Consider the following 23,995-nt stretch of genomic DNA (forward strand, 5'->3'; position numbering starts at 1 on the left):
CCCGGAAGATATTTTTTGGGATTTTTATTTTGTTGGGTTCTCTAAATCATTCCCCTTGCTTTTAACTCCAGGTATTGATTAATAGCGTTAACTGTTAACTCTTCAGGACGCGTTAATAATGCAATAATACCCAGTTGCCGTAATTGCTGTAACAATTGTAGTTTAGTAAAAGCGTATTGCTCAGCAGTTACCTGAGTGTAAATATCTTCGAGACTATCTATTTCTTTTGCAGTGTCTTTAGCGATTTCCGTATTTTCAAAAAAGATGACAACTAAAAGATGCTGACGATTCAATTTTTGAAGTTGCGGCAAAACGCGTTGCAAAGCATACTGACTTTCAAAATTGGTATAAAGCATGAGGAGGCTTCTTCCATTAATTACATTGCGACAGGTTAAATATAAATTTTCATAATTTGCCTCAACTAAATCTTCTTTCTCTTTATAAAGAGCATCCATAATTTTTCTGAGTTGATTTCTACTCCTGTCTGCCTTTACTATGGATTTAGTACTTTCTGCGAAACTCAACAATCCCGCCTTGTCTTGCTTACCCAATATAATGTTACTCATTACAAGGGCTGAGTTTACAGCATAGTCAAATAAACTCAAGCCATGGAAGGGCATATGCATTACACGACTTTTATCAATGATACAATAAACCTGTTGTGATTTTTCATCCTCATATTGGTTCACCATTAATTGAGCCTTTCTACCTGTTGCCTTCCAGTTAATACTTCGATAGTCATCTCCCCGGTTATACGTCTTAATGTGTTCAAACTCGTAACTATGTCCAATGCGTCTTACTTTTTTTATTCCATTCTCAGTCGCTATTCGCGCAAATGTTTTTAACTCGTATTTTTTTAATTGGATTACGGATGGATAAACGGGCACCTGAATTTCTTTTCCGGTGCGTATTCGCCTTTGAATTAAACCAAGTGCTGACTGACAGAAAAGTTGTACAGAACCAAATTCATACAAACCTCTGCTTAATGGACGTATGGTGTATTCAATTTTTTTCTCAAAGTTTGGGTCGAGGATTGTGTTGATGGTGAATGAACGTAATTGAAACTGTTCGGGCAGTTCATCAATTATGGTTATGCCCAAGCGTAGACGGGATTTATTCTTGAGGTATAGTCGGATTACATTATCATCACCAAGTGATAAGACATGTGGAATATTTCTTTCAACTTCCACATTTACTGCCCTGTTAAACAATGAAATTAAATCATAGACAAATAAAACAGATAAAAGCACCAGAAGACTTTGTGCTACTGCCATCAAAATTGGAAAGGCAAAGGCTAACATTAGTAGTGTTATAACAAAGCCAAGCCCTACAAACAATCGTGTTCCTAGAAATAAATCTTTGATCAAGCGCATTAACGTGGTATTTCTAATTGCTCCGCAATTTCTTTTACTACCGTTTCAGCTTCAATACCTTCCATTTCACGCTCAGGAGTTAGTACAATGCGGTGATTCAAAACAGGCCCCATTACATATTTAACATCATCTGGCGTAACAAAGTCGCGGCCGCTCATGGCTGCAATTGCTTTGGCAGAACGCATAATCGCTAATGAAGCACGAGGTGATGCACCAAGTGTTAAATCTCCATGATTTCGTGTGGCATGTACCAGCTTAGCGATGTAGGTAATAATCTCGTCTTTAATATGAATCTTTTCTATTAACGACTGACAACGTTTTAAATCAGCAATACTGAGTACCGCTTTTACATCATCCATACTGCGCTGCTTAAAATCATCTTTGAAACGATTGAGAATTTCAATCTCTTGCTCAAGACTTGGGTACTTCAGTTTTACTCTGAATAGAAAGCGGTCAAGCTGCGCTTCCGGGAGTCTGTAGGTCCCTTCCTGCTCAATCGGATTTTGTGTGGCTATTGCTAAAAATGGAAAATCTAAAACATAGGTAGTACCGTCTATGGTAACCTGACGCTCTTCCATCACTTCAAATAATGAAGATTGTGTTTTTGCCGGAGCACGATTTATTTCGTCAATTAACACAAGATTGGTGAAGATTGGTCCTTTGTTAAAAGTAAACTCAGACGTTTTCATGTTAAACACAGTAGTGCCAGTTACATCGGTAGGCATTAGATCAGGTGTAAACTGTATCCTTGTAAAATTCACAGATAACGAACGAGCCAGCAACTTAGCGGTAAGTGTTTTGGCAATACCGGGTACTCCTTCTAATAAAATATGTCCACCGGTGAAAAGACCAGCTAATAACAAGTCTATAGTTTTATCCTGACCAATAATCACTTTGCCTATTTCTTCTTTGATACGGCCAATGTGTTGTTGCAATTCTTGCAATTCCTGCTGCAGGCGGTCGTCAGGTAATGTTTGTTGCTCTTCCATGTTTATTTACAAGATTTATAAAATTGATCAATGGCAAAATAAAGTTGACTGAGTTTATCCGACTCAACGTTAGTGTATGAATAGCGATCGATAAGGTGAAATTGCCGGGCAATAGCTTCAATGAGTTCTTTACTCACGTTCGATTTTTGAGCAAGAGCCTGCATACTCTTATCATTTTCTACTGACAATTGTATACCATAACGTTGTCGGATAAAGTAGAGGAAATACTTCATCTTTTTTCGGGCAATGTCTAGATGGTTTCCGTTTTGAAAGTGTAATGCAGCAACCATGCGCACATATTCTAGTGACGTATTGTTCTTTTTTTCTAATACTGGTATTTCTCGTTGTTTACGTTTGGCAGCAAAAATCAAGTACAACACAACGCTGAACAAGAATAACCACCAGGCATATTTAAGACTTGGTTGTTGAAGTATAAAGTAAAGTGGACTTTTTGACTTACTATCATCCGAAAACAACGGAACTTTAGATTTTTCATCCCAAATAATAGACTTGGCTTCAAAGTGACTTAAAACGCCTTCTGTATAAGGAATATTAAATTTTTTGGTGAGAAAATAGTTGGTAAATACCACTGGATTGCTGTGGAAATAGATAAAGCCTTCTCCCACAGCTATTTTAAAAAAATTAACATATTCATCATCTGCTACTATATAGCCCAAAGGTATAACGCTGGTTTCGAGTTCGCATATGGCTGATGCATCGAGACTCTTCCAAAAATAATCTCGATCCGTATTATTTTCTCGGAAACGGTATAGATAGTTTCCTTTATTATGTAGATCAGGATGATAGAAATTCAGACCAGCCTTTTCAACGTTGCTATGTAGGTATAATACCTCTTCTACACATGGAGAGCTATAAACATCAGATATAATATTGGAAGGAAAAGTATTTGTGGAAATAAAAGCCGTTCCACCATTTTGAATAAACTCTAAAAAAGTTTTTTCATCTGCTTCATTCAGGTAAATATTATGGCCAATAAAAAAATAGAGTGTAGAAGACGAATTATTGATTAATTGTGAGAGGTTTTTCTTTTTATTTATTTCAATAGTAGCGCCTGGGAAGTAGGATGGGAGTAGCTTCTGCATAAACTCCATTCCGTAGGGTTGATCACTTTTGGTGTCATAACTTTCATACCAATTGTAGCGGCCTTCACTTAGTTGATTTATAAAGTAAATTAGTGATACAAGTACAAGCGCAACAAGCAGAACAATGACTGTTGTTTTAGTATTACCCTTCATCGTACTTGTTTGTTTAATTGATTATAAACAGTCTCGTACACTTGCTTCATCGAAAGGTAATTGTTTTCAGTTGCTTCGCGTTCACCGTACCAAACCAGTTCGTAACCGAGTGTTATTTTTCTGAACTCGGTGATAAAGTTTTCGTTACTCAATTCGGAAATGTAATCCAGGTTCGTTTTATCTTTTTTCCAACGTATGATTTTACTTTCATGTAAATTTTTTAGTAAATCAAGGTAAACAAGACGAATAGCTAGCCTATAGTTTTTGGCCTTTAAAGCTTGCGACATCAGGCTTTCAGTTTCAAGCTGCTCAATATCATCTATCTCTTCAACCTGTTGAACGAGCAAAATATTTTTCTTTACCTTACTATCAAGACGAATATTACGCAGAACTACAAGAACCAGCGCCAGGACTATAAGAATGAGAATAACGAAACTAATTATCCTTAAAAGATTTGAATTCCATGGACGACTTCCTTTTGGCATTTCTGCCTTTTTTTCTTCTTCCTTTTCTTTTTGTTTCTCATCAAAACGCTGATCTCCTACAACTTTTTCCCACTCACTTTCAGAAAGCCTTCTTTTGTTGATATTTTCTTTCTGGTAGTCATTGGCGCCTGGAAGCTCATTAGGCTTTATCAAATTGTATTCATCTTCACTTGATGAAGATTCTTCTTCAATATAATTCTCATTTACAACCCAGGTGCTATCGAATTCTTGCGCGTAGCCTGAAGTCATAAAGGAAAAGCCTATGAGAAATAATGCCAGGTACCTATAAAAAATCATGCTTGCGTAAAGTCTGTCTTATCAATATCATTCTTAAGCGCTTGCGCAGAGGCAATTTCCTGCAACGAATGAAATAAAAGGGAAGCAGAAATGGTAAAAATAGGCAACACAAGGTAAAAAGAAATGATCTTAACAAATGATTCGAAGAATCTCACTATTGATTGGGTCCATGCATCACCTTCAGAGAAATTCCACTGTAGCATAGAGCTATACATATAGATAAGTGGGGCAGAGAGTATTAAAAGAAAAGAGAAAGACAACAACAGAAGGATAAATTGTAGTCCAAAAACTTGGCCAGTGCGCGCACCAGCTGATTCCTGAAAATTATCCCAAATTGATGTTGTGCCTCGTTTTACAAAAAATGTATAAGAGAATATAAGTATAAATAGAAAACTCAATATTAAAATAAGTGTAGCAAAACCTTCAATCCAGAACATCATAAGGTACAAGCCTAATGAGATTAGCAGAATAGCTGAGAACTTTCCTAACTTAAAAGATATTTTCATTTGCTCTTTTTCACTCTTAAAAACTATAAAGGTTCTATAGCTAATTATGGCTGAAGCGATACTCGCAAGTATTACCATTTCATAGTTTTTGACATCGAGCGCATAATAAAGACTACTGAAGAAATACTGCCACCATTCTTCATAAATACGAGCATCAGCTATTACATCATTCATCGGCACATGCGTGATGGCTAAAACAGCGCTAGTCACAATTACCCATGGTATGATTCGGCCAGCCTGCTGTTTGTAGAATAAGAATGCATCTTTTAAAATTTCAGCATTACTTTTTATACGATGATACTGTAAGGTTTCATGATTACCCGCTGTTATTTTCTCTTCTTCAAGCGGATGCGCAAAGCCACTGCGTGATTTTAACCATGGGTAAACAATGAAATAACCGATAATGAAAGCAGCTGAAAGAAGGATTAAAAACAACCGAAGAAAATCAGGCACTTCTGTGTAACGGGTTAGAAAGCTTTCAATGAGGCCGGCAATTACAAAAATCGGAGAAATGCCGAGCATAATTTTGAGCGAGCGCATAGCCGACAGTTGAAAGGCCTGTAACCGCGTATAAGTACCAGGGAACAATAAGCCGCTTCCCAACACCAGGCCTGCACCACCAGCCAGAATAATAGATGAGATTTCAAGGGTGCCGTGTAGCCAGATAGTAAGTGCGGACTCCACAAATAAACCGCGTTCGATAAAAAAGTATTGAAAACACCCTACCATAATACCATTGTATAACAAAATACCCAGGGTGCCAATGGAAAAGAAAATGCCGAATACAAATGTGCGGAATGCCACATTCAGGTTATTAAGTGTAATACCCAAAAACATATCGACCTGGTTGCTTTTTTTATACACCGCCATAGGGTCACCACTGGCAATATTCTCTTTAGTCATTTCTACATATCGATCACCTAAAATACTTTGTGTAAACTGTGGGTCTTCAGCAGCTGAGAATACTCCGATAGCCACGGCCAGCAAGAAAACAAATAATGACACAAGCATGGGCTTGCGGGAGAAAATCATAATCTGAGGTAATTCCTCGAGCCAAAAACTCATAAAAATATTTCGCTTCCCTTTCTGATGACGTGAAAGGATAGAAAAGTACTCTCGGGCTATTTTATTTAAATAAACACGTACCGAACGATTAGGGTAATAAGTGCGTGAATAAGATAAATCGTCTACTACTTGGGTAAAGAGTGTGCTGATTTTTTCGGGATCTTTAGTACTCTCTTTCAGGAGTCTTTCAGATTCCTGCCACTTTTCCTTATTTTGAGCAATGAAACGAGTCTCTTTCATGAATAAGTGAAAGTATTCTTTTCGGGTTAAAAAATGAAAAATATAGAAATTAAAACCACACAAAATGTTGTGCTAGAGTACGAGCTGGCAGATTTGCGCGATAGAATCGTTGCTTTTTTGGTAGATCTGATGGCCATGGGTGGCGCTATAGGTTTATTAGCCTTTGTAGGCTATGCCGGATTTTTTTTAGAGGGTACCGCAGGCACTGTTTACGGTATTTTTCTTACCTGCATTTTCATATTTTATTCTTTGGCTTTCGAAACACTCAATCATGGACAAAGCCTGGGAAAAATGTTAATGAAAATTCAGGTGATGAAGACTAATGGATCCAAAGCCGGTTTTGCTGATTTCTCGGCCAGGTGGGTTTTTAGGATGATTGATATTTACTTTTCGTTAGGAGGAATTGCATCTATTTTGGTAGCATCTTCTGAAAAGGCCCAGCGCATTGGTGATATTGTGGCCACCACTGCCGTTGTAAAAACGGTGCCGAAAATGGATTTGAAATTGCAGGATATTTTAAATCTAAAGTCACGCGACTCGCATGCTGTAACTTATACACAGGCAAAGTACTTAAAGGAGTATGAAGCGCTTCTTATAAAGAGTACATTGGATCGCTTTAAAAGTTTCCCTAATAATGCTCATCGTGAGGCTGTGGTGTTGCTGGCTGAAAAATTGCAGAAAAGTTTTAAGACTGAAGGTGAAGATAAAAACGCAAAACAATTTTTGCAGACTGTACTGCATGATTATGTAGTGTTAACAAGATAAAATAACGCTGTAGTTATGCGCTTTCTCTATCCTTGGTCTGTGTCCTCACAGACCAGCATGATTAAAGCATTTTAATGAATGATTATTCGATCAAAATGTTTCGGTCTGTGAAGACACAGACCGAGCAATAAATACTTCAACGCTTTGGTTCTACAACTTCTTCTAACCTAAACCCCACCGATGAGATGCCAGCTAGCGTGTCTAACCGCATTTGCTGATCCAGTGAGATAGTATATCGGCCATTGTATTTAAACACGTAATTTTCTAAAAGGCCAACCCGATGATCGAACACATCGCCAATACCCGTATTACCAAATGGTTTACCCGTTTTTGCATCGAAAAGATAAACAGATTTCAGATCGTTATGTAAAATAGCACCTGTAGAGTCTTTGATGGTATAGTTAAAGAAAAAGCGTGCATAAGGGTAGTCAGAAGTATTTCGAATGTTGCTATAAACATTATACTTTTTGCCAAGATCACGAATGGTGAAGGAGAAACTGATAGTATCACTTTGTATCCACTGATTGTTAGCAAGGTCTTTGTTCTCTTCAAATAAACGTGTGCTATCACAGCCTACACAAATGATTACAAAAAGTAAACTATAAAAACTATTTCTCATGTCAGGCCTTGGGTGGTCGATTAGGATTATTAGGTCTGTTACCTTGATTAGGATTGTTGGGGCGATTACCGCCAGCATTATTTCCCTGATTTGGATTAGGATTATTCGGGCGATTTGGGTTGGGATTATTACTATTTCCCTGACGATTTGGTTTCTTCTTCTTTTTCTTTTTGTTTTTATCACGGAACTTATTGTCCATGCTTACCAGATCGCTATTAAGTGTTGCAAGCGGTTCTCTTACTGCTTCAGCATCTTTATCAAGAGTTGCGGGCTTCTTTCCGGCACGGTTTAATTCTAATATTTGATTAACACGATCAATATTAATGGGGAACCAGGTATTTTCACTCTCATAACCAAACCACATAATTTTACGGAAGATGTCTGTCTTCTGTAATTTGGCCTCACCTTGTTGTGTTAATAGTGGGGCCTCTACTTTTGGTATATGCTGTAAAGCCTCCATGTAAGTCTCCAGTTCATAATTGAGACAACACTTTAAGCGACCACATTGCCCGGAAAGTTTTGTGGGATTGAGCGACAGGTTTTGATAACGTGCAGCACCTGTTGTAACATTTTTAAAATCAGTAAGCCATGTAGAGCAACATAACTCACGACCACAAACACCAATGCCGCCAAGTCTTCCGGCCTCTTGACGCAAGTTGATCTGGCGCATTTCCACCCGAACTTTAAATTCGGTTGCGAGTACTTTAATAAGTTCACGGAAGTCAACACGCTCTTCAGCAGAGTAGTAAAACGTTGCTTTGGTATTATCTGCCTGAAACTCTATGTCAGAGAGTTTCATATTTAGTTTCCTTTCTTTTACAATTTCTCTGGTGCGGTACAGGGTAGGCATCTCGCGTTTTTGTACCTCTTGTAGTTTTTCAAGGTCGCGTTGATTTGCTTTTCTGTATATTTTTTTGATTTGATCATCGTCAGCAATATTTTTCTTCTGCATTTGTAAGCGAACAAGTTCGCCCTGCATAGAAACATAGCCTAAGTGATGACCATTTTGCACTTCAACAATAATTGGATCGCCAGTGTAAAGCTCAATTTTATCAGTATTACGATAAAATTCTTTACGTCCATTTTTAAAACGAACTTCTACCGCTAAAAATTTATCTGCAGCTGGCACTTCCATGTCAGAAAGCCAGTCGAATACATTCATTTTATTGCAACCACCTGTTCCGCAGGTGCCGTTATTCTGGCATCCTTTTACAGAACTGTCTTTGGTAGTACCACACGCACATCCCATGTCTCAAAATTTATATTTATCATGTCAGCCTGAGTCTGATAAGGCTGATCGAATATATTGTTCAGGTTCGCACAGACTCAACCTGATAACTTCATAAGGTCTTGCCCTATGTCGTTTCGGAAAGTTACACCTTCCCAGCCAATGTTTAAAGCGCTTTTGTAAGCTTTCTCTCTTGCTTCAGCCAGGGTAGCGCCAGTGGCAGTAATGCCTAAAACACGCCCTCCGTCATTTACAATACTGTTTTCTTTCAATTTTGTGCCGGCATGAAATACGTTGGCCTCATGTTGCTCATTTAGTCCGGAAATGGGGAAGCCCTTTTGAAACTCTCCCGGATAACCCCCTGAGGCCATCACAATAGTGAGTGCGTAATTTTTGCTGATGCTGAGTTCTTTACCTTTTAACTCCTTTTTAGCGCAGGCAACTAACAAATCGACAAAATCAGAGTCAATACGACTCATAACTGATTGCGTTTCTGGATCGCCCATTCGCGCATTGTATTCAATAACATAAGGCTCGCCTTTTACATTCATCAAGCCAATGAAAACAAAACCTTGGTAGGGAATATTCTCAGCTTGAAGTCCTTTAATGGTTGGCTTTACAACTTGTTCTTCTACTTTTTTTAGAAATTCAGGCGTGGCGAAAACAACTGGAGAGACTGCACCCATGCCACCTGTATTAAGACCGGTATCATTGTCGCCAATACGTTTGTAGTCTTTTGCTTCTGGTAGAATAACGTAATCTGTTCCATCAGTCAAAACAAAAACGGATAGTTCTATACCTGTTAAAAACTCCTCGATCAACACCTTATTGCTGGCAGCACCAAATTTTTGCGACTGCAACATCTCGGTAATTTCCGCTTTGGCTTCCTTCAGATTTTCGGCAATCACTACACCTTTGCCGGCAGCGAGTCCGTCAGCTTTTAAAACGATGGGTGTGTTGCATTGATCGATATAATTGAGAGCCTCCTGCAGTGCGGAAGCTGTAAAAGTTCTGGCTTTGGCAGTAGGTACTCCGTGGCGGAGCATAAACTGCTTGGAGAAATCTTTGCTGCCTTCCAGTTGGGCACCATTTTTTCCGGGGCCAACTAGTAAAATATGTTGAAGTTCTTTTTTGCTTTCAAAATAATCCCTGATGCCTTTTACTAAGGGCACCTCGGGTCCAACCAGAACAAGGTCTATTTTTTTATCTAGGCAGCATTGGCCTAGCTTCTCAAAATCATCAACAGCTATAGCAACATTTTCGGCTATTTGTGCAGTGCCTGCATTACCGGGGGCAACGAATAAATGATCGCACTGTTGGCTTTGTTTGATTTTCCAGGCGAAGGCATGTTCGCGTCCGCCATTACCGATGATGAGAATATTCATAATCGGCAAAGATAGGAGATTTGATGTGTTGATTAGATGATTTGTTAATTCGTTGATTAGAAGTTCGAGGCTAGAAGCTCGAGGTTGGAAGTTCGAGACTTGATTTTTAAGGTTAGTATTTCTAACCTCCAAAATCAAGCGTCTAGCCTCCAGCCTCCAACATCGAGTGTCTAGTTCGCGTGTTCACTCATAAACTTGATGCGAATCAAACGAATTTCTTCTTCGCTATAATCCATCAGGCTTTCATCATTAAAGGCATCTTCCAAACTATCAGTTTCAGCATTCATGAAATAATCATAAATGTCTTCCTGTTTATGTTTGTCAACAGCCTGATCTATATAATAGCCAAGATTTAGTTTAGTGCCTGAGTAAACAATATTTTCAATTTCAGTAAGCAGGTCTTCGAAAGAATGATTGATGGTTTCTGCAATCTCCTCAAGATCAACCTTACGATCTACCTGATTAATAATTTGAATCTTCGCTTTCGATTTGTTTACAGAACTCTTAACAATTACATCGCTGGCAGTTTCAATATCATTGTCATCGACATATTTTAAGATAAGCTCAATAAATGCTGCACCGAACTTATTGACTTTACCCATACCAACACCGTTAACCTGTGCCAGGTCATCTTTAGTTGTAGGGTAAGTAGTAGCCATTTCTTCCAATGACGGATCCTGGAAGATTACATATGGAGGCAAATCTTTTTCCTTCGCCATCTGCTTGCGAAGGGTTTTAAGCATTTCAAAAAGACGAGGATCATATGCTTTGGCATTAACTGGTGGCCTCTCGCTAGACTCTTCCTCTTCGTCAATATCTGTAGTAAAGTCGTGATCTTTTGCTAATTCAACATTGTGAGGTTTCTTTAAAAACGCTTCACCACGTTCTGAGATTTTAAGCACACCGATATTGTCAATATCTTTTTCAAGATATTGGTATATGAGTGCCTGACGAACAATTGATTTCCAGAAGTCGGTGTTTTCATCTCCTCCTTTTCCGTAAATGGGCAAATTGAAGTGACCGTAGCTTTTTACGTAATCATCTTCAAGTCCTACAATTACATTAACGAGGTGTTGTATACCAAAACGTTCACCCGTTTGCTTAACAGCCTCAATGGCAATTTTAACAAACTCAGAACCTTCAAAACGTTCGCGCGGATGCACGCAGTTATCACACATGCCGCAATTGTCTTGCTTATACTCTTCACCAAAGTAATGGAGTAATTGTCTTCTTCGGCAAACAGGCGATTCTGCATAGAACTCCATCTCTTGAAGGAGTACCCTTGCATTTTCACGCTCCTGAACCGATTTATCTTTATTGAATTTTTCAAGCTTATTTAAGTCGTTATGACTGTAGAACATTAAGCAATGTCCTTCCAGCCCATCACGCCCTGAACGACCTGTTTCCTGGTAATAACCTTCTAAGGATTTTGGTACATCGTAGTGAATAACAAAACGTACATCTGGTTTGTCAATACCCATACCAAAGGCAATGGTTGCTACAATAATATCAATATCTTCATTTAAGAATCCATCTTGATTTTTTTCACGCACGTCAGGATCAAGCCCGGCATGGTAAGGAGCAGCCTTAAAGCCATTAACAGTAAGGAGTTGTGCTATTTCCTCAACCTTTTTGCGGCTAAGGCAATAGATTACACCACTCTTACCCTTGTTATCTTTTAAAAACTTGATGAGTTGCTTCTTGGTTTCCTTTTTAGGGCGAACCTCATAGTACAGGTTCTTTCTGTTAAAAGAGGATACAAAAACATCAGCTTCCTCCATTTGCAGGTTTCGCTGTATATCAATCTGAACTTTTGGTGTGGCAGTGGCAGTCAAGGCGATAACCGGTAAGTTGCCAAGCTGCTGAATCATGGTTTTGATTCTGCGGTATTCAGGTCGGAAATCGTGTCCCCACTCTGAAATACAGTGCGCTTCATCAATAGCCACAAAAGAAACATTGACTTTTTGCAAGAATTCGATGTTCTCCTCTTTATTAAGTGACTCTGGTGCAACATAGAGCAGTTTAACTACTCCATTCATGCAATCCTTCTTTAAGCGGGTTATTTCCCCTTTACTTAAGGTAGAGTTTAAAAAACGAGCATTAACGCCATAGGCGTTCATCTGATCTACCTGATTTTTCATCAAAGCAATCAGGGGTGAAATAACAATAGCCAATCCGTCATGCACCATGGCAGGAAGCTGATAGCAAAGTGATTTGCCGGCCCCTGTGGGCATAATAACAAAGGTATTGCGACCATCCAGCAAGTTCTGGATGATGGTTTCCTGGTTACCCCTAAACTGGGAATAACCGAAAATTTCTTTCAGTTTAAGTTTGAGGGTGTCTTTCTCTTCTACCAACATCATAATTAACGCCTAACGCGGGTTAGTGTAAAACATTATCTTTGCACTATTACAAAGCTAACTCCGACTACGAATTGAATTTAGCAAAAAATATCAAAAACATTGCACAGGAAGTATTACAAAACGAATCCTTAGCTGTGCAACGGCTTATAGACTATTTGGACGAAAGCTTTGAGGCTTGCGTTCACGCTATATTGGCCAGTAAGGGACGTGTGGTAATCACCGGTATTGGTAAAAGTGCTATCATCGCAAACAAGATGGTGGCTACTTTAAACTCTACCGGAACGCCATCGCTTTTTATGCATGCAGCAGACGCTATCCATGGTGATCTGGGTATGATACAAAAAGAGGATATTGTTATCTGCATTTCTAAAAGCGGCAATACGCCTGAGATAAAAGTATTAGTGCCCTTACTAAAACGCAGAGGTTCACAACTTGTTGCGCTGGTAAGCAATACACAATCTTATTTGGCAAAGCAGGCAGACTTCATACTAAATGCAACGATTGGTGAAGAAGCATGTCCCAATAATTTGGCACCAACCACCAGTACCACTGCGCACCTTGCATTAGGTGATGCGCTAGCTGTGTGTCTTTTAAAGATGCGTAACTTCAATGATCGAGATTTTGCCGAGCTACACCCCGGTGGGTCATTAGGTAAGCAATTGTACCTTAAAGTGTCCGACCTTGTAGCGGGCCATGAGGTGCCAAAAGTAAAGGCCACTACTTCGTTAAGAGAGGTTATTTTTGAGATATCATCAAAGCGGCTAGGCTGTACGGCTGTAGTTGATGACAATGATCATCTATTGGGCATAATTACAGATGGCGATTTGAGAAGAATGCTTCAGCAAGATGTGGACATCCGAGTGGCAAAAGCAGCTGATATTATGACTAGGTCGCCCAAAACCATAGCTTTAGATGAATTTGCGGTCAAAGCCTTACATGTGATGCAAGAGAAAAGTATTACCCAATTGGTGGTTACTGACAATGAAAAAGTTGCAGGATTTGTGCACCTTCACGATTTACTAAAAGAAGGGATTATTTAATTGGTCTCTAACGGAACTCGACAACATCTTAATTTTTGGAACATGAACAAGGATTTGTACATAGTGCTCATGGCTGGCGGAGTCGGTGTGCGTTTTTGGCCTTATAGTAGAAATTCTAAGCCTAAGCAGTTTCTGGATGTGTTGGGATCTGGCAGAACACTTTTACAATCTACCTACGATAGATTTCTTCCGCTGTGTCCTAAAGAGAATATTCTTGTAGTAACACATGAAGAGCATACCAAACTTGTTCATGAGCAATTGCCAGATCTTATGCAAAGCCAAATTTTGGCTGAGCCTATGAGAAAGAACACCGCTCCATGTATTGCCTATGCGAGTTATAAGATTAGAAAAATGAATCCCAATGCGATTGTTGTGGTTACTCCTTCGGATCAACTTGTTTTAAAGGAAATAGATTTTCAGAGTGTAATTACTAAAGCGGCAAGTCAGGCAGCAAAACAAGATATACTTATCACATTGGGAATTAAACCAACCAGGCCGGAAACGGGCTATGGTTATATTCAATTTATTGAAGGCAAAGGTTTTATTAAAAAAGTAAAAACTTTTACGGAGAAACCAGCGCTTGCCATTGCCAAGAAGTTTTTAGAAAGCGGAGACTTTGTATGGAATGCTGGGATTTTTATTTGGAGCGTACAGGCAATTGTTAAAGCATTACAAACACATCAGGCCGAGCTTGCTGATGTGTTCGAAGATATTGAAAAAGACCTAGGAACGGATCAGGAAAAAATGGCTATTGAACAAGCCTATGGTCAATGCAAAAATATTTCTATTGATTATGCAGTAATGGAAAAGGCTGAAAACGTGCATGTCTGTTTAGGTGATTTTGCTTGGTCTGATTTGGGTTCGTGGGGCTCTATTCATGAGATATCAGAAAAAGATGATCATAATAATGCTATTCAGGCACAAGCCTTAACTTACGATACACGCAATTCAATTATAAGAGGATCGAAAGGAAAGTTAATTGTGGTACAGGGACTTAATGGTTATCTGGTGGGTGATTTTGGAAACGTTGTGATTGTTTGTGAAAAAGACAAAGAAGAGCAATTTCGAAAATTTGTAAATGATGTAAAGGGTCTACCTAATAGTACAGAGTTTATTTAACATCAGAAAGGGTGGAGCTTAGAGATATCGTTGTAACGCCCCTGGTACTAGTGATGGTTTTTTTGACATCTCTTTATGTCAAGAGCCGTATTGAAGATCCTATTCTTCGCAGATATTTTATGCCAGCACTCTGGCTTAAAATTTTTGGCGCGCTCGCATTAGGCTTCATCTATCAATTTTATTACAATGGTGGAGATACCTATAACTATCATACTTTAGGAAGTAGAATTATTTGGGAAGCATTTGCCGATGATTACGCAACAGGTTTCAAGCTTTTATTTGCGAAACCGGGATTGCATCCTGAAGTATTTTCATATTCACAGAAAATCCCTTTCTATTATGATGAAAAGTCTTTCTTCATAGTAAGAATTGCTGCATTTTTTGATTTGCTTACATTTTCCTCCTACTCTGCAACAGCTATTTTTTTTGCATTATTTGGCTTTGCTGGCGCTTGGGCATTTTTTATTACTTTTTTTAAACAATTTCCTCACCTCCATAAATGGATTGCCATTTCAATTCTATTCATTCCAAGTGTAATTTTTTGGGGTTCAGGAGTTTTAAAAGATACGATTACCCTTTCTGCATTGGGTTTGCTCACCTATGCCATTAACAAGGTTTTGATAGAAAAGAAGTTGGCAATTATTAATATAATCCTGCTTCTGTTTAGTGCCTGGATTATTATTAAAGTAAAGATGTATATTATTCTTTGTTTTTTACCCGCAGCTTTTTTTTGGGTTTATGCTAAACAGCTTTTTTCTACAGGTTCCTTTGTTGCCCGTGTTGTATTTGCGCCATTGTTGATTCCTTTTGTAATCGTGGGCGCATATTTTGGTGTTGCAAAAATTTCTGAAGCTGACGAAAAGTATTCACTAGATAAAATCGCAAAAACAGCACAAATAACTGCCTACGATATCAGGTTCTGGACAGGCAGAGATGCTGGTTCAGGTTATACCTTAGGCGAGCTTGATGGTACCTTTACGGGAATGCTTGCCCTTGCGCCAAAGGCTGTAAACGTTTCATTATTCAGACCATACCTATGGGAGGTGAAAAATCCACTTATGCTGTTGAGCGCAATGGAGAGCTTTCTTTTTTTATCTATAACTGTCTTTTTGTTACTTCGCTATCCAATGGCGTTTTTAAAAGCATTCAGTGATCCGAATATTTTGTTCTGTTTTATTTTCAGTTTGGTGTTTGCATTTGGTGTAGGCGTATCAACATTTAACTTCGGCACCTTGGCACGATATAAGATTCCCTTGCTTCCTTTTTACGCCTTAGGATTGGTGTTAATGGTTAATAAAATTAGGGCAAGTAAAGAAGAAAAATATTAGCTAACCTTTGGCTTATGCAAAGAGACTAAGAAATCTCTCTTTGTTCGAATTTACAGAATAATACATTTCAACAGTTTTAATAGATCTTAGGCCAAGGAGATCGCGTAACTCTCTTTTTTCAATTAATTCTGATAGTGTTTCAAACCACTCCTTGTCCGTTTTTGCGAGATAACCATTAGTACTATGCTGAATAATAGTAGTGTTAACGCCCACAGGAGATGCGACAGCAGGGATACCCAACGACATATATTGTAGGGCTTTAAATCCGCACTTACCTTTTGTCCATTCATCGTCTGGCAATGGCATCAGTCCTATATCTATTTGACTCAGATCTTCAATTTCAGTTTCTTCTTTCCATTGAATGAACTTTAAGTTCTTTAAGTTCAGAATAGGTTCACGATTAGCAATTACCAGAAATGAAACATTGACAAATTGTTGCTCTATCCTAAATAAAATATTTGCTATGCTTTCTAGGTATTTTAAAGTTGTGTGAGAGCCTGTCCAGCCAATCACGATATTTTCATTATGCGGATTCTTTTTAACCAATGTCGAAGTTTTTAATCTTTCTGTATCGATTGTTGTAGGGTTCACTAAAACATTTGCATTAAATTGTTTTGCATAGTTTGCCAGATAGTCATTACCACAACTAATTTTGTAACTCCAAGAGCAAATTTGACCTACCTTACTTCTTGATTTGACAAACCTTTCTAAGAGAGTTTCTTTTGGCTTATCTGTTAACCAAATGGCATCATCGAAGTCATAAATTATTTTTTTCTTCAACACCTTACCAATTATCCACTCAAAAAGTGGTGGGCCAAGAGGGCTGGCTTCTCTGTGTATAAAAACTAAGTCATAGTTCATCGACTTGAAGCAGTCCAAAAGCCTGACAGTAAAGCCCCTTAATAAAGCAGCACCCTTGCGCACTAAATTCCCAGGTTTGTAGAATAGCCTCCAGTTATGGGCGTTTAAAAAGGAAGAAATATGATAAATATGTCCTTTGCTTGAAAGGAACTTAAAATATTGTTCGAAACGAAATCTTTGAGAGGGCGCCTCACCTGTGGGGTAAGGGACAATAAATAGAATTTTCATGGTAACTTTACATAAAGTTGCAGAATAATAGGCAAAAAACCTTTTCGGAAATAACGCAAGAGACTTAAGAATGGCAGAACCTGTAGAGTATGTAATCGAATCTGGTGGGCACAAGTTGTTTCAATGGAAAGAGCTGTGGCGCTATCGGGAGCTTTTTTATTTTTTCACTTGGAGGGATGTAAAAATTAAGTATAAGCAAACTGCGCTCGGGTTTTTGTGGGCAGTGCTCCAGCCATTATTTATGATGCTTATTTTTACATTTTTCTTTGGTAAAGCGCTCAATATTCCTTCCCAAAATTTACCTTATCCCGTTTATGTATTTTCAGGCTTACTTGTTTGGAACATGTTTTCAACAGGGCTTACGAATGCATCTAACAGCATGGTAAACAATGCTTCCATTATTAAGAAGATTTATTTTCCTCGTTTGATTATCCCTGTTTCATCTATACTTGTGGCACTTTTTGATTTTCTAATGGCATTTGTGTTGTTTGTAATGTTATTACTATACTACCAGCAGCCACTCAGTTGGATGGCAATTATACTTTGGCCAGCAGGGTTAATAATTACCGTTATTGCAGCTTTGGGTATGGGTTCATGGTTGGCAGCCCTTAATGTTAAGTATAGAGATTTCAGATACGTTATTCCCTTTTTGGTACAGGTTCTTTTCTTTTTGACACCAGTGATCTATCCTGTTTCAATGTTAAAGTATCCATTGTTGCAATATGTATTGGCTTGTTCCCCCATGTATGCGGCTATTGAGCTGTTTAGAATGCCATTAACGGGTTTGTATCCTGATACAACTTTACTAACTATTAGTTTGGCATCGGGCTTGATCTTATTAGTTATCGGTTTGGTTTATTTTAAAAGAACAGAGGATTTTTTTGCAGATTTTGCTTAATGCCGAAATAAGAGATTGAAACGATAATTTTAGATAGTAGTTACCCCTTACATTAAGCTAATAATTTAAATAGCTTTATTTCTTATACCTGGAAAACAGACAGTGAAACCTATTCTTGAAGTACAGAATATCTCTAAAAAGTATAGAATCCAACATTTATCTGGAGGCTACTTAAGCTTGCGTGAGAGAATGGTAAATGCTTTAAAATTTGAAAAGAATAACGTTGAGGATTTTTGGGCATTAAATGATGTTTCCTTTTCTGTTAATCCAGGTGAGTCAGTTGGTATTATTGGGCGGAATGGAGCTGGTAAATCAACTTTGTTAAAAGTATTATCTAAAATTACCCCCCCAACCAGTGGTAGCATAGTTTCTCGTGGTCGCGTGGCAAGTTTATTGGAAGTGGGCACAGGCTTTCACCCTGAACTAACAGGCAGGGAGAATATTTATTTTAATGGCTCTTTGCTAGGTATGAAACGCTTTGAAATTGATTCAAAGTTTGATGAGATTGTTGATTTTAGTGGAGTAGAAAAATTTCTGGATACGCCACTCAAGCACTTTTCAAGTGGTATGCAATTGCGTTTAGCATTTGCTGTTGCAGCCTTTTTAGAGCCAGAAATTTTAATTATTGATGAGGTTCTGGCCGTTGGCGATGCTGAGTTTCAAAAGAAGTGCTTGGGTAAGATGGAGGATGTGAGCAAAAGTGGGAGGACGATTTTGTTTGTGAGTCACCAGTTGGGTATGGTTGGGCAATTATGTAAAAATGCTTTATTACTTGATAGAGGCAAAATTGTTTGTCAAGGGGAAGTAAATGAAATAATAAATGTTTATACAAATTCCTATGCGACCAGCAACACCTTTGTTAGCAAGGCAATAGATATGGGGAAGAGCTACATTATTCAGCAGGTGCAATCGCTAAATAATTTTTCTCAGGTGACTTCAAATTTTGCACATAATGAAGAGATTGTTCTGGAGATTGTTTTTTTAGCTACTCAGCTGCTTCGCAATACACATTTAATGGTGTCTGTTAATAATCGTAACGGACAAAGAGTTTTCTCTTCTGATAAAGCGTTAGATCATGTTAAATTAGAAATGAATTTGCCAACGACCGTAAGGATTACGATACCAAAAACCACATTAACACCAGGAAATTATACATTCTTTGTTGCGTTACATTGTCCAAATACTATGGGGTATGATGTAGCTGATAATATTTGTCCGATTAGTATTTATGATAATGGGTCGGAGTTTGTGCAATATGAGAATAAATGGTTTTATGGTGATGTTTATGTGTCTTGCAAATGGGAATTTAAATCTGAAATAAATGCATCTTAATAGTGAATTGCTTTTGCGAAAGTATGCTCTGTCCTATTTTAAGGATAATATGAAGGTACTTGAGATTGGCCCCTCGGGTGTGCCATCTGCTTACCAACGTGTTGTTAATAACAATACAATTGTATGGCATACGCTAGATATTGCCCCAAACTATTCCGGTATTACATATGTTGCCACCGAGGAGTACAGTTATCCTATAGAATCGGAATCATATGATTTGATCATCAGTGGACAAGTAATTGAGCATGTAAAGCAAATTTGGCTTTGGATGGCGGAGCTGAAAAGAATTTTAAAGCTAAATGGCACGATCATTATTGTGAATCCTATTAGTTGGCCCTACCATGCGTTCCCGGTTGATTGCTGGAGAATTTTCCCAGATGGAATGCGCGCATTATGCGATCATGTTCAATTAGAACTTGTGCTATCTGAGTTTGAGTCACTGGAAGCAGAGCACTTTGTCAATACATACACGCCAACAATTCCTGGGCAGTCATATACTTTTCTTGATTTGAGTAAGCGAATAATGTTAATTAAGTTTTGGAACGCCATGATTCATATTATTCCAATAGTAAAAAAACTAAAAGTACCCGTAGAAGTAGCTTACGATACCCTTTCTATCGCCACAAAAAGAAACTAAGAAATTGTAACGGATGTACATTAAGCGGTTAACCATTTTAAGGCATTTTACAAGTAAAGAGTTGATACAACTCATTTGCGGAAAATTGGTTAAAAAATTCCGGTCGGAATTGTATGCGGATTTACAAGTAAAAGAAAACAAGCTATATGTTATTTTAAAAGCAGATCCATCCGCAAATATTGATGGCAACGAAATTATTGTAACCCACCGGTTAAACGGAAGAAGTTTTAAGGTTCATTTACGCTTGGCGGGTAGTGATGTATGGGTGTATGATCAGGTACTTGTACATGCTGGCTATCAGTACGTTTTAGAACAATATGAATACCACTTTGGAAAGCTTCCTGTCACTATTGTTGATGCAGGTGCTAATATAGGGTTGTTCATTCTCTATTTTAAGGCTGTAAATCCCGATGTTCAAATTGTTGCAATTGAGCCAGACAAGGGTAACTTTTTACGCACTCAACATAATATTGAAGTGAACAACTTAATCTCAGTAACTCTTCACCAGGCAGCACTTTGGCCTACAAAAGAAACCCTTGCAGTAGTTAATGATTTTAGAGATAAAAACGAATGGTCGTTTCGAGTTGAAAAAAATAGTGACGGTACAATTTCTTCTCTAACACCTAATGAGATAGTTTCAGGCTTCAGCGGAGTTGTTGATATTTTTAAGATTGATATTGAGGGTGCGGAGGCAAAATTATTTGAAGCGGATAACGATTTAAGCTGGTTGAGTAAAGTAAAAGTTATTGCAATTGAAATTCATGACGAGTTTTCTATTCGATCATCAATTTTAGAATTGTTGGCAAAGTATAATTTTGAAGTTACGCATCAAGGGGAGCTAACGGTGGGTATTAATACCCAATTTAAATAATTTTTTTATGGCTAGTATGAATTCGATCATCCAAGTATTAGATAATCCACCAACACGCTGGATTTTACGAATGCTTATTTTTTTACGTTACAAGCAGCGTGGAAGAAAGATTGAGGCGGTTAAAAGTCATAAGGATTTTGGTGCATGGGAGTTTCGAATTGATGGTGTTAGTTATTTAAGCTCAGGGCCAGGGTGGGCATATGATTATGAGTATTTGCTAACACAATTAAAAGAGTTATCTGGCTATGCTTACTTACCTATAAAGGGGGATACGGTTATTGACATTGGAGCCGGGGTTGGGGAAGAAACTATTATTTTTTCTGATTTAGTAGGTTCAGGAGGAAAAGTTTATTCTGTTGAAGCGCATCCAAAAACGTTTCGAGCGCTTTCGTATTTAGTAGCAGTAAATGATCTTAAAAATGTAGTGCATTCAAATGTGGCACTTTCTGATATTGCAGGGACAGTTTCCATTGACGATTCAGATAATTCATTGGCTAACACAATTTTATCAACCCCTAAAAAGAAGGCTTTCGAAGTTGATGCAGAGACGTTTGATGACTTTGTTGAACGCAATAACATTGATCGTATCGACTTAGTGAAAATGAATGTGGAAGGGGCAGAACAGTTAATCATAAGAGGTATGCAGCGTTCTCTTTCACGTATAAAGCATATGGCAATTTCCTGTCATGATTTCCGATATAAAAACGGGGAGTCGGAGTTCTTTAAAACAAAAGATATAGTGTTGCAATTTCTCGAAAAAAGTAATTTTGTTGTAGTTACTCAAAATACCGCAAATAGCATGGTTGATGATTATGTGTATGCATACAACCCTTTGTTGACTAGTGGTTTTGAGTCTAACGTATGAAGCGTGAGAGAATCGTTTTCTTAAGTTCAAAAAATCCATTCACAACAAAGGATTGGTCTGGAATTCCATTTTTTCTTTTTCGTTCCCTCTCAACAATATATGAAGTTGACTATGTTTCTCTCCCCTCGTTTTCAGTTGTAAGGCGGATAGGATATTACTTCAGTGTTTTTTTTTTAAAGCTAACAGGTAAACAGTATGTGTTTGATTATGGGGTGGTGATGGCTATTCTGTATGGCATGGCAGGATCAATTCGGCTACGAAATAAGCGAAACATACAATTTATTTTTTCGCCTGCAGGCTTAACAGAGTTAGCGTTCTTGCGAACATCCATACCAATAGTTGCATATGGTGATTGTTCAACATTGCAGCTTATTAATTTCTATCCGGCTTTGATGAGTGTCGCTAAGTTCTCAGTCAAAGAGATTGAACTTGTTGAACGTTATGCATTTAAGCGAATAACTCATTCTATTTTTTCATCTGATTGGGCAACATTTTTTGTGCAAAGCAAATTTTCCAGACACTGCATTACAATACCGTTTGGATCGAATATTTCTGAGGCAGCAACAATACATACACCCAAAACTGTTCTTCAAGAAGACTGTAACCTGCTATTTGTTGGTGTAGATTGGAAACGCAAAGGAGCTGACATTGCCCTGAAAATTCATCAAGCATTATTAGGTCTCGGCATTCCCTCCCGATTAACAATGGTTGGCTTATCTTTTCCGGCTGAGGAAACTATTCCAGAATTCGTGACGGTAATACCTCATATTGACAAAGACAGTGAAGCAGGAGACTTACAAATTAAAAGGTTATTTAAACAGGCTTTGTTTTTTGTTTTGCCAACACGTGCTGACTGTACACCAATTGTGATATCTGAAGCATTTTCGTTTGGTTTACCAGTGCTCGCCACTAATACTGGTGGCATAGCTTCACAGGTAGAGCACGGAATAACTGGTTTTTTATTTTTGGAAGATGATGTGGAAGGATATGTTCGCATTATAACTAAATTGTTATGTGAAAAGGAATCTTATAAATTGTTGTCCGAGAATTGTTTAGAAGCGTACCGAAATACTTTTAATTGGAATTCTTGGGTGCGTAACTTACAGAGTGTAGTATCAATACAAACCTCTTGATGGTAATGAAACGAATTCTTTTCTATACCTCTATTAGAACCCGAGTTCGTGATCAAGAGTCGCTAATGGTTGAGTTTGTTAAAAAAGGGCACCAGGTATTTTTTATTAATCAACAGCAAAATGATTATTTACCGACAATTTGTAAACAAGCGGGAGTTATCTATAAAAGAGTTAGTATTCCCAAACTAAAATCATCGATAGTAAGAACGTTTTTTTACAGCATTCAATTAGCAAAATTTGTATGGTTGAATAAGATAGATATAGTCTATAGCCATCTTGAGCCAGCTAATTTTATTGCGGTATTGGCACAGTACCTTATCCGAGCAAAAGTTATTATAGTTAGGCACCACCATGATTTAGCAGCGCTTGCTGGTTTTTCTAACGACTTATCTTATAAATTAACATACAGATTGGCAAATCATGTAATTGTTGTAGCCAAGGCTACTAAGGAGTACATGATTCTGAAGGAAGGAATTAACCGAAGCAAAATTGTTCATATAAATTTAGGCTATGACTTTAACTTATTCACTCCGGTAGATGATTCTCGCGTGAGTCAATTGAGAAGCCAATTGCAAGGAGCCATAGGATTAATTACTGTTGGACGGTTGGAGCCTAATAAGAGACCTGAACTTTCGCTTGAAGTACTTAAGAGATTGACAGATCGTGGAATACAGGCTTCCTTGAAGTATTTAGGTGCAGGAGAAATGAAAACAGACCTTGAGCAATTGGTTAATCTATATGGTCTGACAAACCAGGTAGAATTTTTAGGTTACCGAGATGATGTCCTAGATCAGTTGAAAGGATCTGATTGGTTACTACACCCCTCTATTTCAGAGGCTAGTTGTGTGGTGATTAAAGAGGCTGGATTAGTAAAGCTTCCGGTTATTGCATGTAAGGGAATTGGTGATTTTGATGATTATCTAGTTCATGAAGAAAATTCTATGCTTGTTCATCCAGACACTTTTTTAATGGAGGCATGTGAAATAATTGCTCAGCATACAAATCAAAAGATTAGAAACCAACTTGGCGCTGCCTTAAATCAATCTATAATAGAGAAGTTTCATATCTCATCCGTTTTAAACCAGTATGATTATTTTAATGTTGACTAGTAT

At 38.0% G+C, this 23,995-nt stretch carries 21 protein-coding genes; 11 read left to right on the forward strand and 10 right to left on the reverse strand.

The features are described from left to right. Positions 1-41: 41 nt before the first annotated feature. From SanaruYs_RS11340 to SanaruYs_RS11360, 5 genes are read right to left on the reverse strand one after another with little or no spacing between them, the layout of a single operon-like run. Positions 42-1,373 carry a DUF58 domain-containing protein gene (locus tag SanaruYs_RS11340; protein ID WP_218022434.1) on the reverse strand — a complete coding sequence of 444 codons (1,332 nt, stop codon included), beginning with the start codon at positions 1,371-1,373 and terminating at the stop codon, positions 42-44. Next, positions 1,373-2,362, reverse strand: a complete 990-nt coding sequence (locus SanaruYs_RS11345; protein ID WP_127122682.1) for an AAA family ATPase — start codon at positions 2,360-2,362, stop codon at positions 1,373-1,375. Before SanaruYs_RS11345 ends, SanaruYs_RS11340 begins: the two co-directional genes overlap by 1 nt. A 2-nt stretch (positions 2,363-2,364) precedes the next feature. Further along, positions 2,365-3,618, reverse strand: a complete 1,254-nt coding sequence (locus tag SanaruYs_RS11350) for a DUF4350 family protein (RefSeq protein ID WP_127122683.1) — start codon at positions 3,616-3,618, stop codon at positions 2,365-2,367. Beyond that, entirely contained in the window at positions 3,615-4,400 is a 786-nt protein-coding gene (locus tag SanaruYs_RS11355) for a DUF4129 domain-containing protein (RefSeq protein ID WP_148115043.1), read from the reverse strand. The genes SanaruYs_RS11350 and SanaruYs_RS11355 overlap by 4 nt, the downstream gene beginning before the upstream one ends. Beyond that, positions 4,397-6,211, reverse strand: coding sequence for a stage II sporulation protein M (locus SanaruYs_RS11360; protein ID WP_127122685.1), 1,815 nt, complete (start codon positions 6,209-6,211; stop codon positions 4,397-4,399). Before SanaruYs_RS11360 ends, SanaruYs_RS11355 begins: the two co-directional genes overlap by 4 nt. 33 nt (positions 6,212-6,244) lie before the next feature. On the opposite strand from SanaruYs_RS11360, the gene SanaruYs_RS11365 reads away from it, so the two are divergent. After that, positions 6,245-6,976, forward strand: coding sequence for an RDD family protein (locus tag SanaruYs_RS11365; RefSeq protein WP_127122686.1), 732 nt, complete (start codon positions 6,245-6,247; stop codon positions 6,974-6,976). 136 nt (positions 6,977-7,112) lie between these two features. On the opposite strand, the gene SanaruYs_RS11370 is transcribed toward SanaruYs_RS11365, so the two are convergent. The 4 genes from SanaruYs_RS11370 to recQ all read right to left on the reverse strand — a co-directional run bounded on the left by SanaruYs_RS11370 (position 7,113) and on the right by recQ (position 12,568). Next, positions 7,113-7,595 (reverse strand): gliding motility lipoprotein GldH, encoded by a 483-nt coding sequence (locus SanaruYs_RS11370; protein ID WP_160118640.1) that lies wholly within the window; start codon positions 7,593-7,595, stop codon positions 7,113-7,115. A 1-nt stretch (position 7,596) separates the two neighbouring features. Beyond that, the gene (locus SanaruYs_RS11375) at positions 7,597-8,844 is read right to left on the reverse strand and encodes a PSP1 domain-containing protein (RefSeq protein ID WP_246011897.1); all 1,248 of its coding nucleotides are present in this window, start codon (positions 8,842-8,844) and stop codon (positions 7,597-7,599) included. Between the two features lie 77 nt (positions 8,845-8,921). Continuing rightward, the gene (purD, locus tag SanaruYs_RS11380; RefSeq protein ID WP_127122688.1) at positions 8,922-10,208 is read right to left on the reverse strand and encodes a phosphoribosylamine--glycine ligase; all 1,287 of its coding nucleotides are present in this window, start codon (positions 10,206-10,208) and stop codon (positions 8,922-8,924) included. Between the two features lie 170 nt (positions 10,209-10,378). Further along, positions 10,379-12,568 (reverse strand): DNA helicase RecQ, encoded by a 2,190-nt coding sequence (gene recQ / locus SanaruYs_RS11385; RefSeq protein WP_127123036.1) that lies wholly within the window; start codon positions 12,566-12,568, stop codon positions 10,379-10,381. A gap of 74 nt (positions 12,569-12,642) precedes the next feature. On the opposite strand from recQ, the gene SanaruYs_RS11390 reads away from it, so the two are divergent. From SanaruYs_RS11390 to SanaruYs_RS11400, 3 genes are read left to right on the forward strand one after another with little or no spacing between them, the layout of a single operon-like run. Then, entirely contained in the window at positions 12,643-13,611 is a 969-nt protein-coding gene (locus SanaruYs_RS11390) for a KpsF/GutQ family sugar-phosphate isomerase (RefSeq protein WP_127123037.1), read from the forward strand. Between the two features lie 42 nt (positions 13,612-13,653). Further along, on the forward strand, positions 13,654-14,730 hold the full coding sequence (locus SanaruYs_RS11395) for a mannose-1-phosphate guanylyltransferase (protein WP_127122689.1): 1,077 nt from the start codon (positions 13,654-13,656) through the stop codon (positions 14,728-14,730). Between the two features lie 11 nt (positions 14,731-14,741). Next, positions 14,742-16,058 carry a hypothetical protein gene (locus SanaruYs_RS11400; protein WP_127122690.1) on the forward strand — a complete coding sequence of 439 codons (1,317 nt, stop codon included), beginning with the start codon at positions 14,742-14,744 and terminating at the stop codon, positions 16,056-16,058. A gap of 12 nt (positions 16,059-16,070) precedes the next feature. On the opposite strand, the gene SanaruYs_RS11405 is transcribed toward SanaruYs_RS11400, so the two are convergent. Beyond that, positions 16,071-16,919, reverse strand: coding sequence for a glycosyltransferase family 4 protein (locus tag SanaruYs_RS11405; RefSeq protein WP_246011898.1), 849 nt, complete (start codon positions 16,917-16,919; stop codon positions 16,071-16,073). Positions 16,920-17,217: 298 nt separating this feature from the next. On the opposite strand from SanaruYs_RS11405, the gene SanaruYs_RS11410 reads away from it, so the two are divergent. The 7 genes from SanaruYs_RS11410 to SanaruYs_RS11440 all read left to right on the forward strand — a co-directional run bounded on the left by SanaruYs_RS11410 (position 17,218) and on the right by SanaruYs_RS11440 (position 23,992). Beyond that, entirely contained in the window at positions 17,218-18,045 is an 828-nt protein-coding gene (locus tag SanaruYs_RS11410; protein ID WP_127122692.1) for an ABC transporter permease, read from the forward strand. 102 nt (positions 18,046-18,147) lie between these two features. After that, positions 18,148-19,377, forward strand: a complete 1,230-nt coding sequence (locus SanaruYs_RS11415) for an ABC transporter ATP-binding protein (protein ID WP_218022436.1) — start codon at positions 18,148-18,150, stop codon at positions 19,375-19,377. Between the two features lie 49 nt (positions 19,378-19,426). Beyond that, a complete protein-coding gene (locus SanaruYs_RS11420; RefSeq protein ID WP_160118641.1) occupies positions 19,427-20,014 on the forward strand; it encodes a class I SAM-dependent methyltransferase in 588 nt (195 codons plus the stop codon). 13 nt (positions 20,015-20,027) lie between these two features. Next, complete coding sequence (locus SanaruYs_RS11425; RefSeq protein WP_127122694.1) at positions 20,028-20,885, forward strand: FkbM family methyltransferase; 858 nt, start codon at positions 20,028-20,030, stop codon at positions 20,883-20,885. Positions 20,886-20,892: 7 nt separating this feature from the next. Beyond that, complete coding sequence (locus tag SanaruYs_RS11430; RefSeq protein WP_127122695.1) at positions 20,893-21,750, forward strand: FkbM family methyltransferase; 858 nt, start codon at positions 20,893-20,895, stop codon at positions 21,748-21,750. Continuing rightward, on the forward strand, positions 21,747-22,883 hold the full coding sequence (locus SanaruYs_RS11435) for a glycosyltransferase family 4 protein (RefSeq protein ID WP_127122696.1): 1,137 nt from the start codon (positions 21,747-21,749) through the stop codon (positions 22,881-22,883). The genes SanaruYs_RS11430 and SanaruYs_RS11435 overlap by 4 nt, the downstream gene beginning before the upstream one ends. A gap of 5 nt (positions 22,884-22,888) precedes the next feature. Next, the gene (locus SanaruYs_RS11440; RefSeq protein ID WP_160118642.1) at positions 22,889-23,992 is read left to right on the forward strand and encodes a glycosyltransferase; all 1,104 of its coding nucleotides are present in this window, start codon (positions 22,889-22,891) and stop codon (positions 23,990-23,992) included. The last annotated feature ends 3 nt before the right edge of the window (positions 23,993-23,995 follow it).

It is taken from the genome of Chryseotalea sanaruensis (genome assembly GCF_003990915.1).
In the GTDB taxonomy this organism is placed as follows: domain Bacteria; phylum Bacteroidota; class Bacteroidia; order Cytophagales; family Cyclobacteriaceae; genus Chryseotalea; species Chryseotalea sanaruensis.

Excerpts from the sequence above, each read along its gene's own strand:
- SanaruYs_RS11340 (WP_218022434.1), bottom strand. The coding sequence starts at position 1,373 with ATGCGCTTGATCAAAGATTTATTTCTAGGAACACGATTGTTTGTAGGG.
- SanaruYs_RS11345 (WP_127122682.1), bottom strand. The coding sequence starts at position 2,362 with ATGGAAGAGCAACAAACATTACCTGACGACCGCCTGCAGCAGGAATTG.
- SanaruYs_RS11350 (WP_127122683.1), bottom strand. The coding sequence starts at position 3,618 with ATGAAGGGTAATACTAAAACAACAGTCATTGTTCTGCTTGTTGCGCTT.
- SanaruYs_RS11355 (WP_148115043.1), bottom strand. The coding sequence starts at position 4,400 with ATGATTTTTTATAGGTACCTGGCATTATTTCTCATAGGCTTTTCCTTT.
- SanaruYs_RS11360 (WP_127122685.1), bottom strand. The coding sequence starts at position 6,211 with ATGAAAGAGACTCGTTTCATTGCTCAAAATAAGGAAAAGTGGCAGGAA.
- SanaruYs_RS11365 (WP_127122686.1), top strand. The coding sequence starts at position 6,245 with ATGAAAAATATAGAAATTAAAACCACACAAAATGTTGTGCTAGAGTAC.
- SanaruYs_RS11370 (WP_160118640.1), bottom strand. The coding sequence starts at position 7,595 with ATGAGAAATAGTTTTTATAGTTTACTTTTTGTAATCATTTGTGTAGGC.
- SanaruYs_RS11375 (WP_246011897.1), bottom strand. The coding sequence starts at position 8,844 with ATGGGATGTGCGTGTGGTACTACCAAAGACAGTTCTGTAAAAGGATGC.
- purD (WP_127122688.1), bottom strand. The coding sequence starts at position 10,208 with ATGAATATTCTCATCATCGGTAATGGCGGACGCGAACATGCCTTCGCC.
- recQ (WP_127123036.1), bottom strand. The coding sequence starts at position 12,568 with ATGTTGGTAGAAGAGAAAGACACCCTCAAACTTAAACTGAAAGAAATT.
- SanaruYs_RS11395 (WP_127122689.1), top strand. The coding sequence starts at position 13,654 with ATGAACAAGGATTTGTACATAGTGCTCATGGCTGGCGGAGTCGGTGTG.
- SanaruYs_RS11405 (WP_246011898.1), bottom strand. The coding sequence starts at position 16,919 with ATGAACTATGACTTAGTTTTTATACACAGAGAAGCCAGCCCTCTTGGC.
- SanaruYs_RS11410 (WP_127122692.1), top strand. The coding sequence starts at position 17,218 with ATGGCAGAACCTGTAGAGTATGTAATCGAATCTGGTGGGCACAAGTTG.
- SanaruYs_RS11420 (WP_160118641.1), top strand. The coding sequence starts at position 19,427 with ATGAAGGTACTTGAGATTGGCCCCTCGGGTGTGCCATCTGCTTACCAA.
- SanaruYs_RS11425 (WP_127122694.1), top strand. The coding sequence starts at position 20,028 with ATGTACATTAAGCGGTTAACCATTTTAAGGCATTTTACAAGTAAAGAG.
- SanaruYs_RS11430 (WP_127122695.1), top strand. The coding sequence starts at position 20,893 with ATGGCTAGTATGAATTCGATCATCCAAGTATTAGATAATCCACCAACA.
- SanaruYs_RS11435 (WP_127122696.1), top strand. The coding sequence starts at position 21,747 with ATGAAGCGTGAGAGAATCGTTTTCTTAAGTTCAAAAAATCCATTCACA.
- SanaruYs_RS11440 (WP_160118642.1), top strand. The coding sequence starts at position 22,889 with ATGAAACGAATTCTTTTCTATACCTCTATTAGAACCCGAGTTCGTGAT.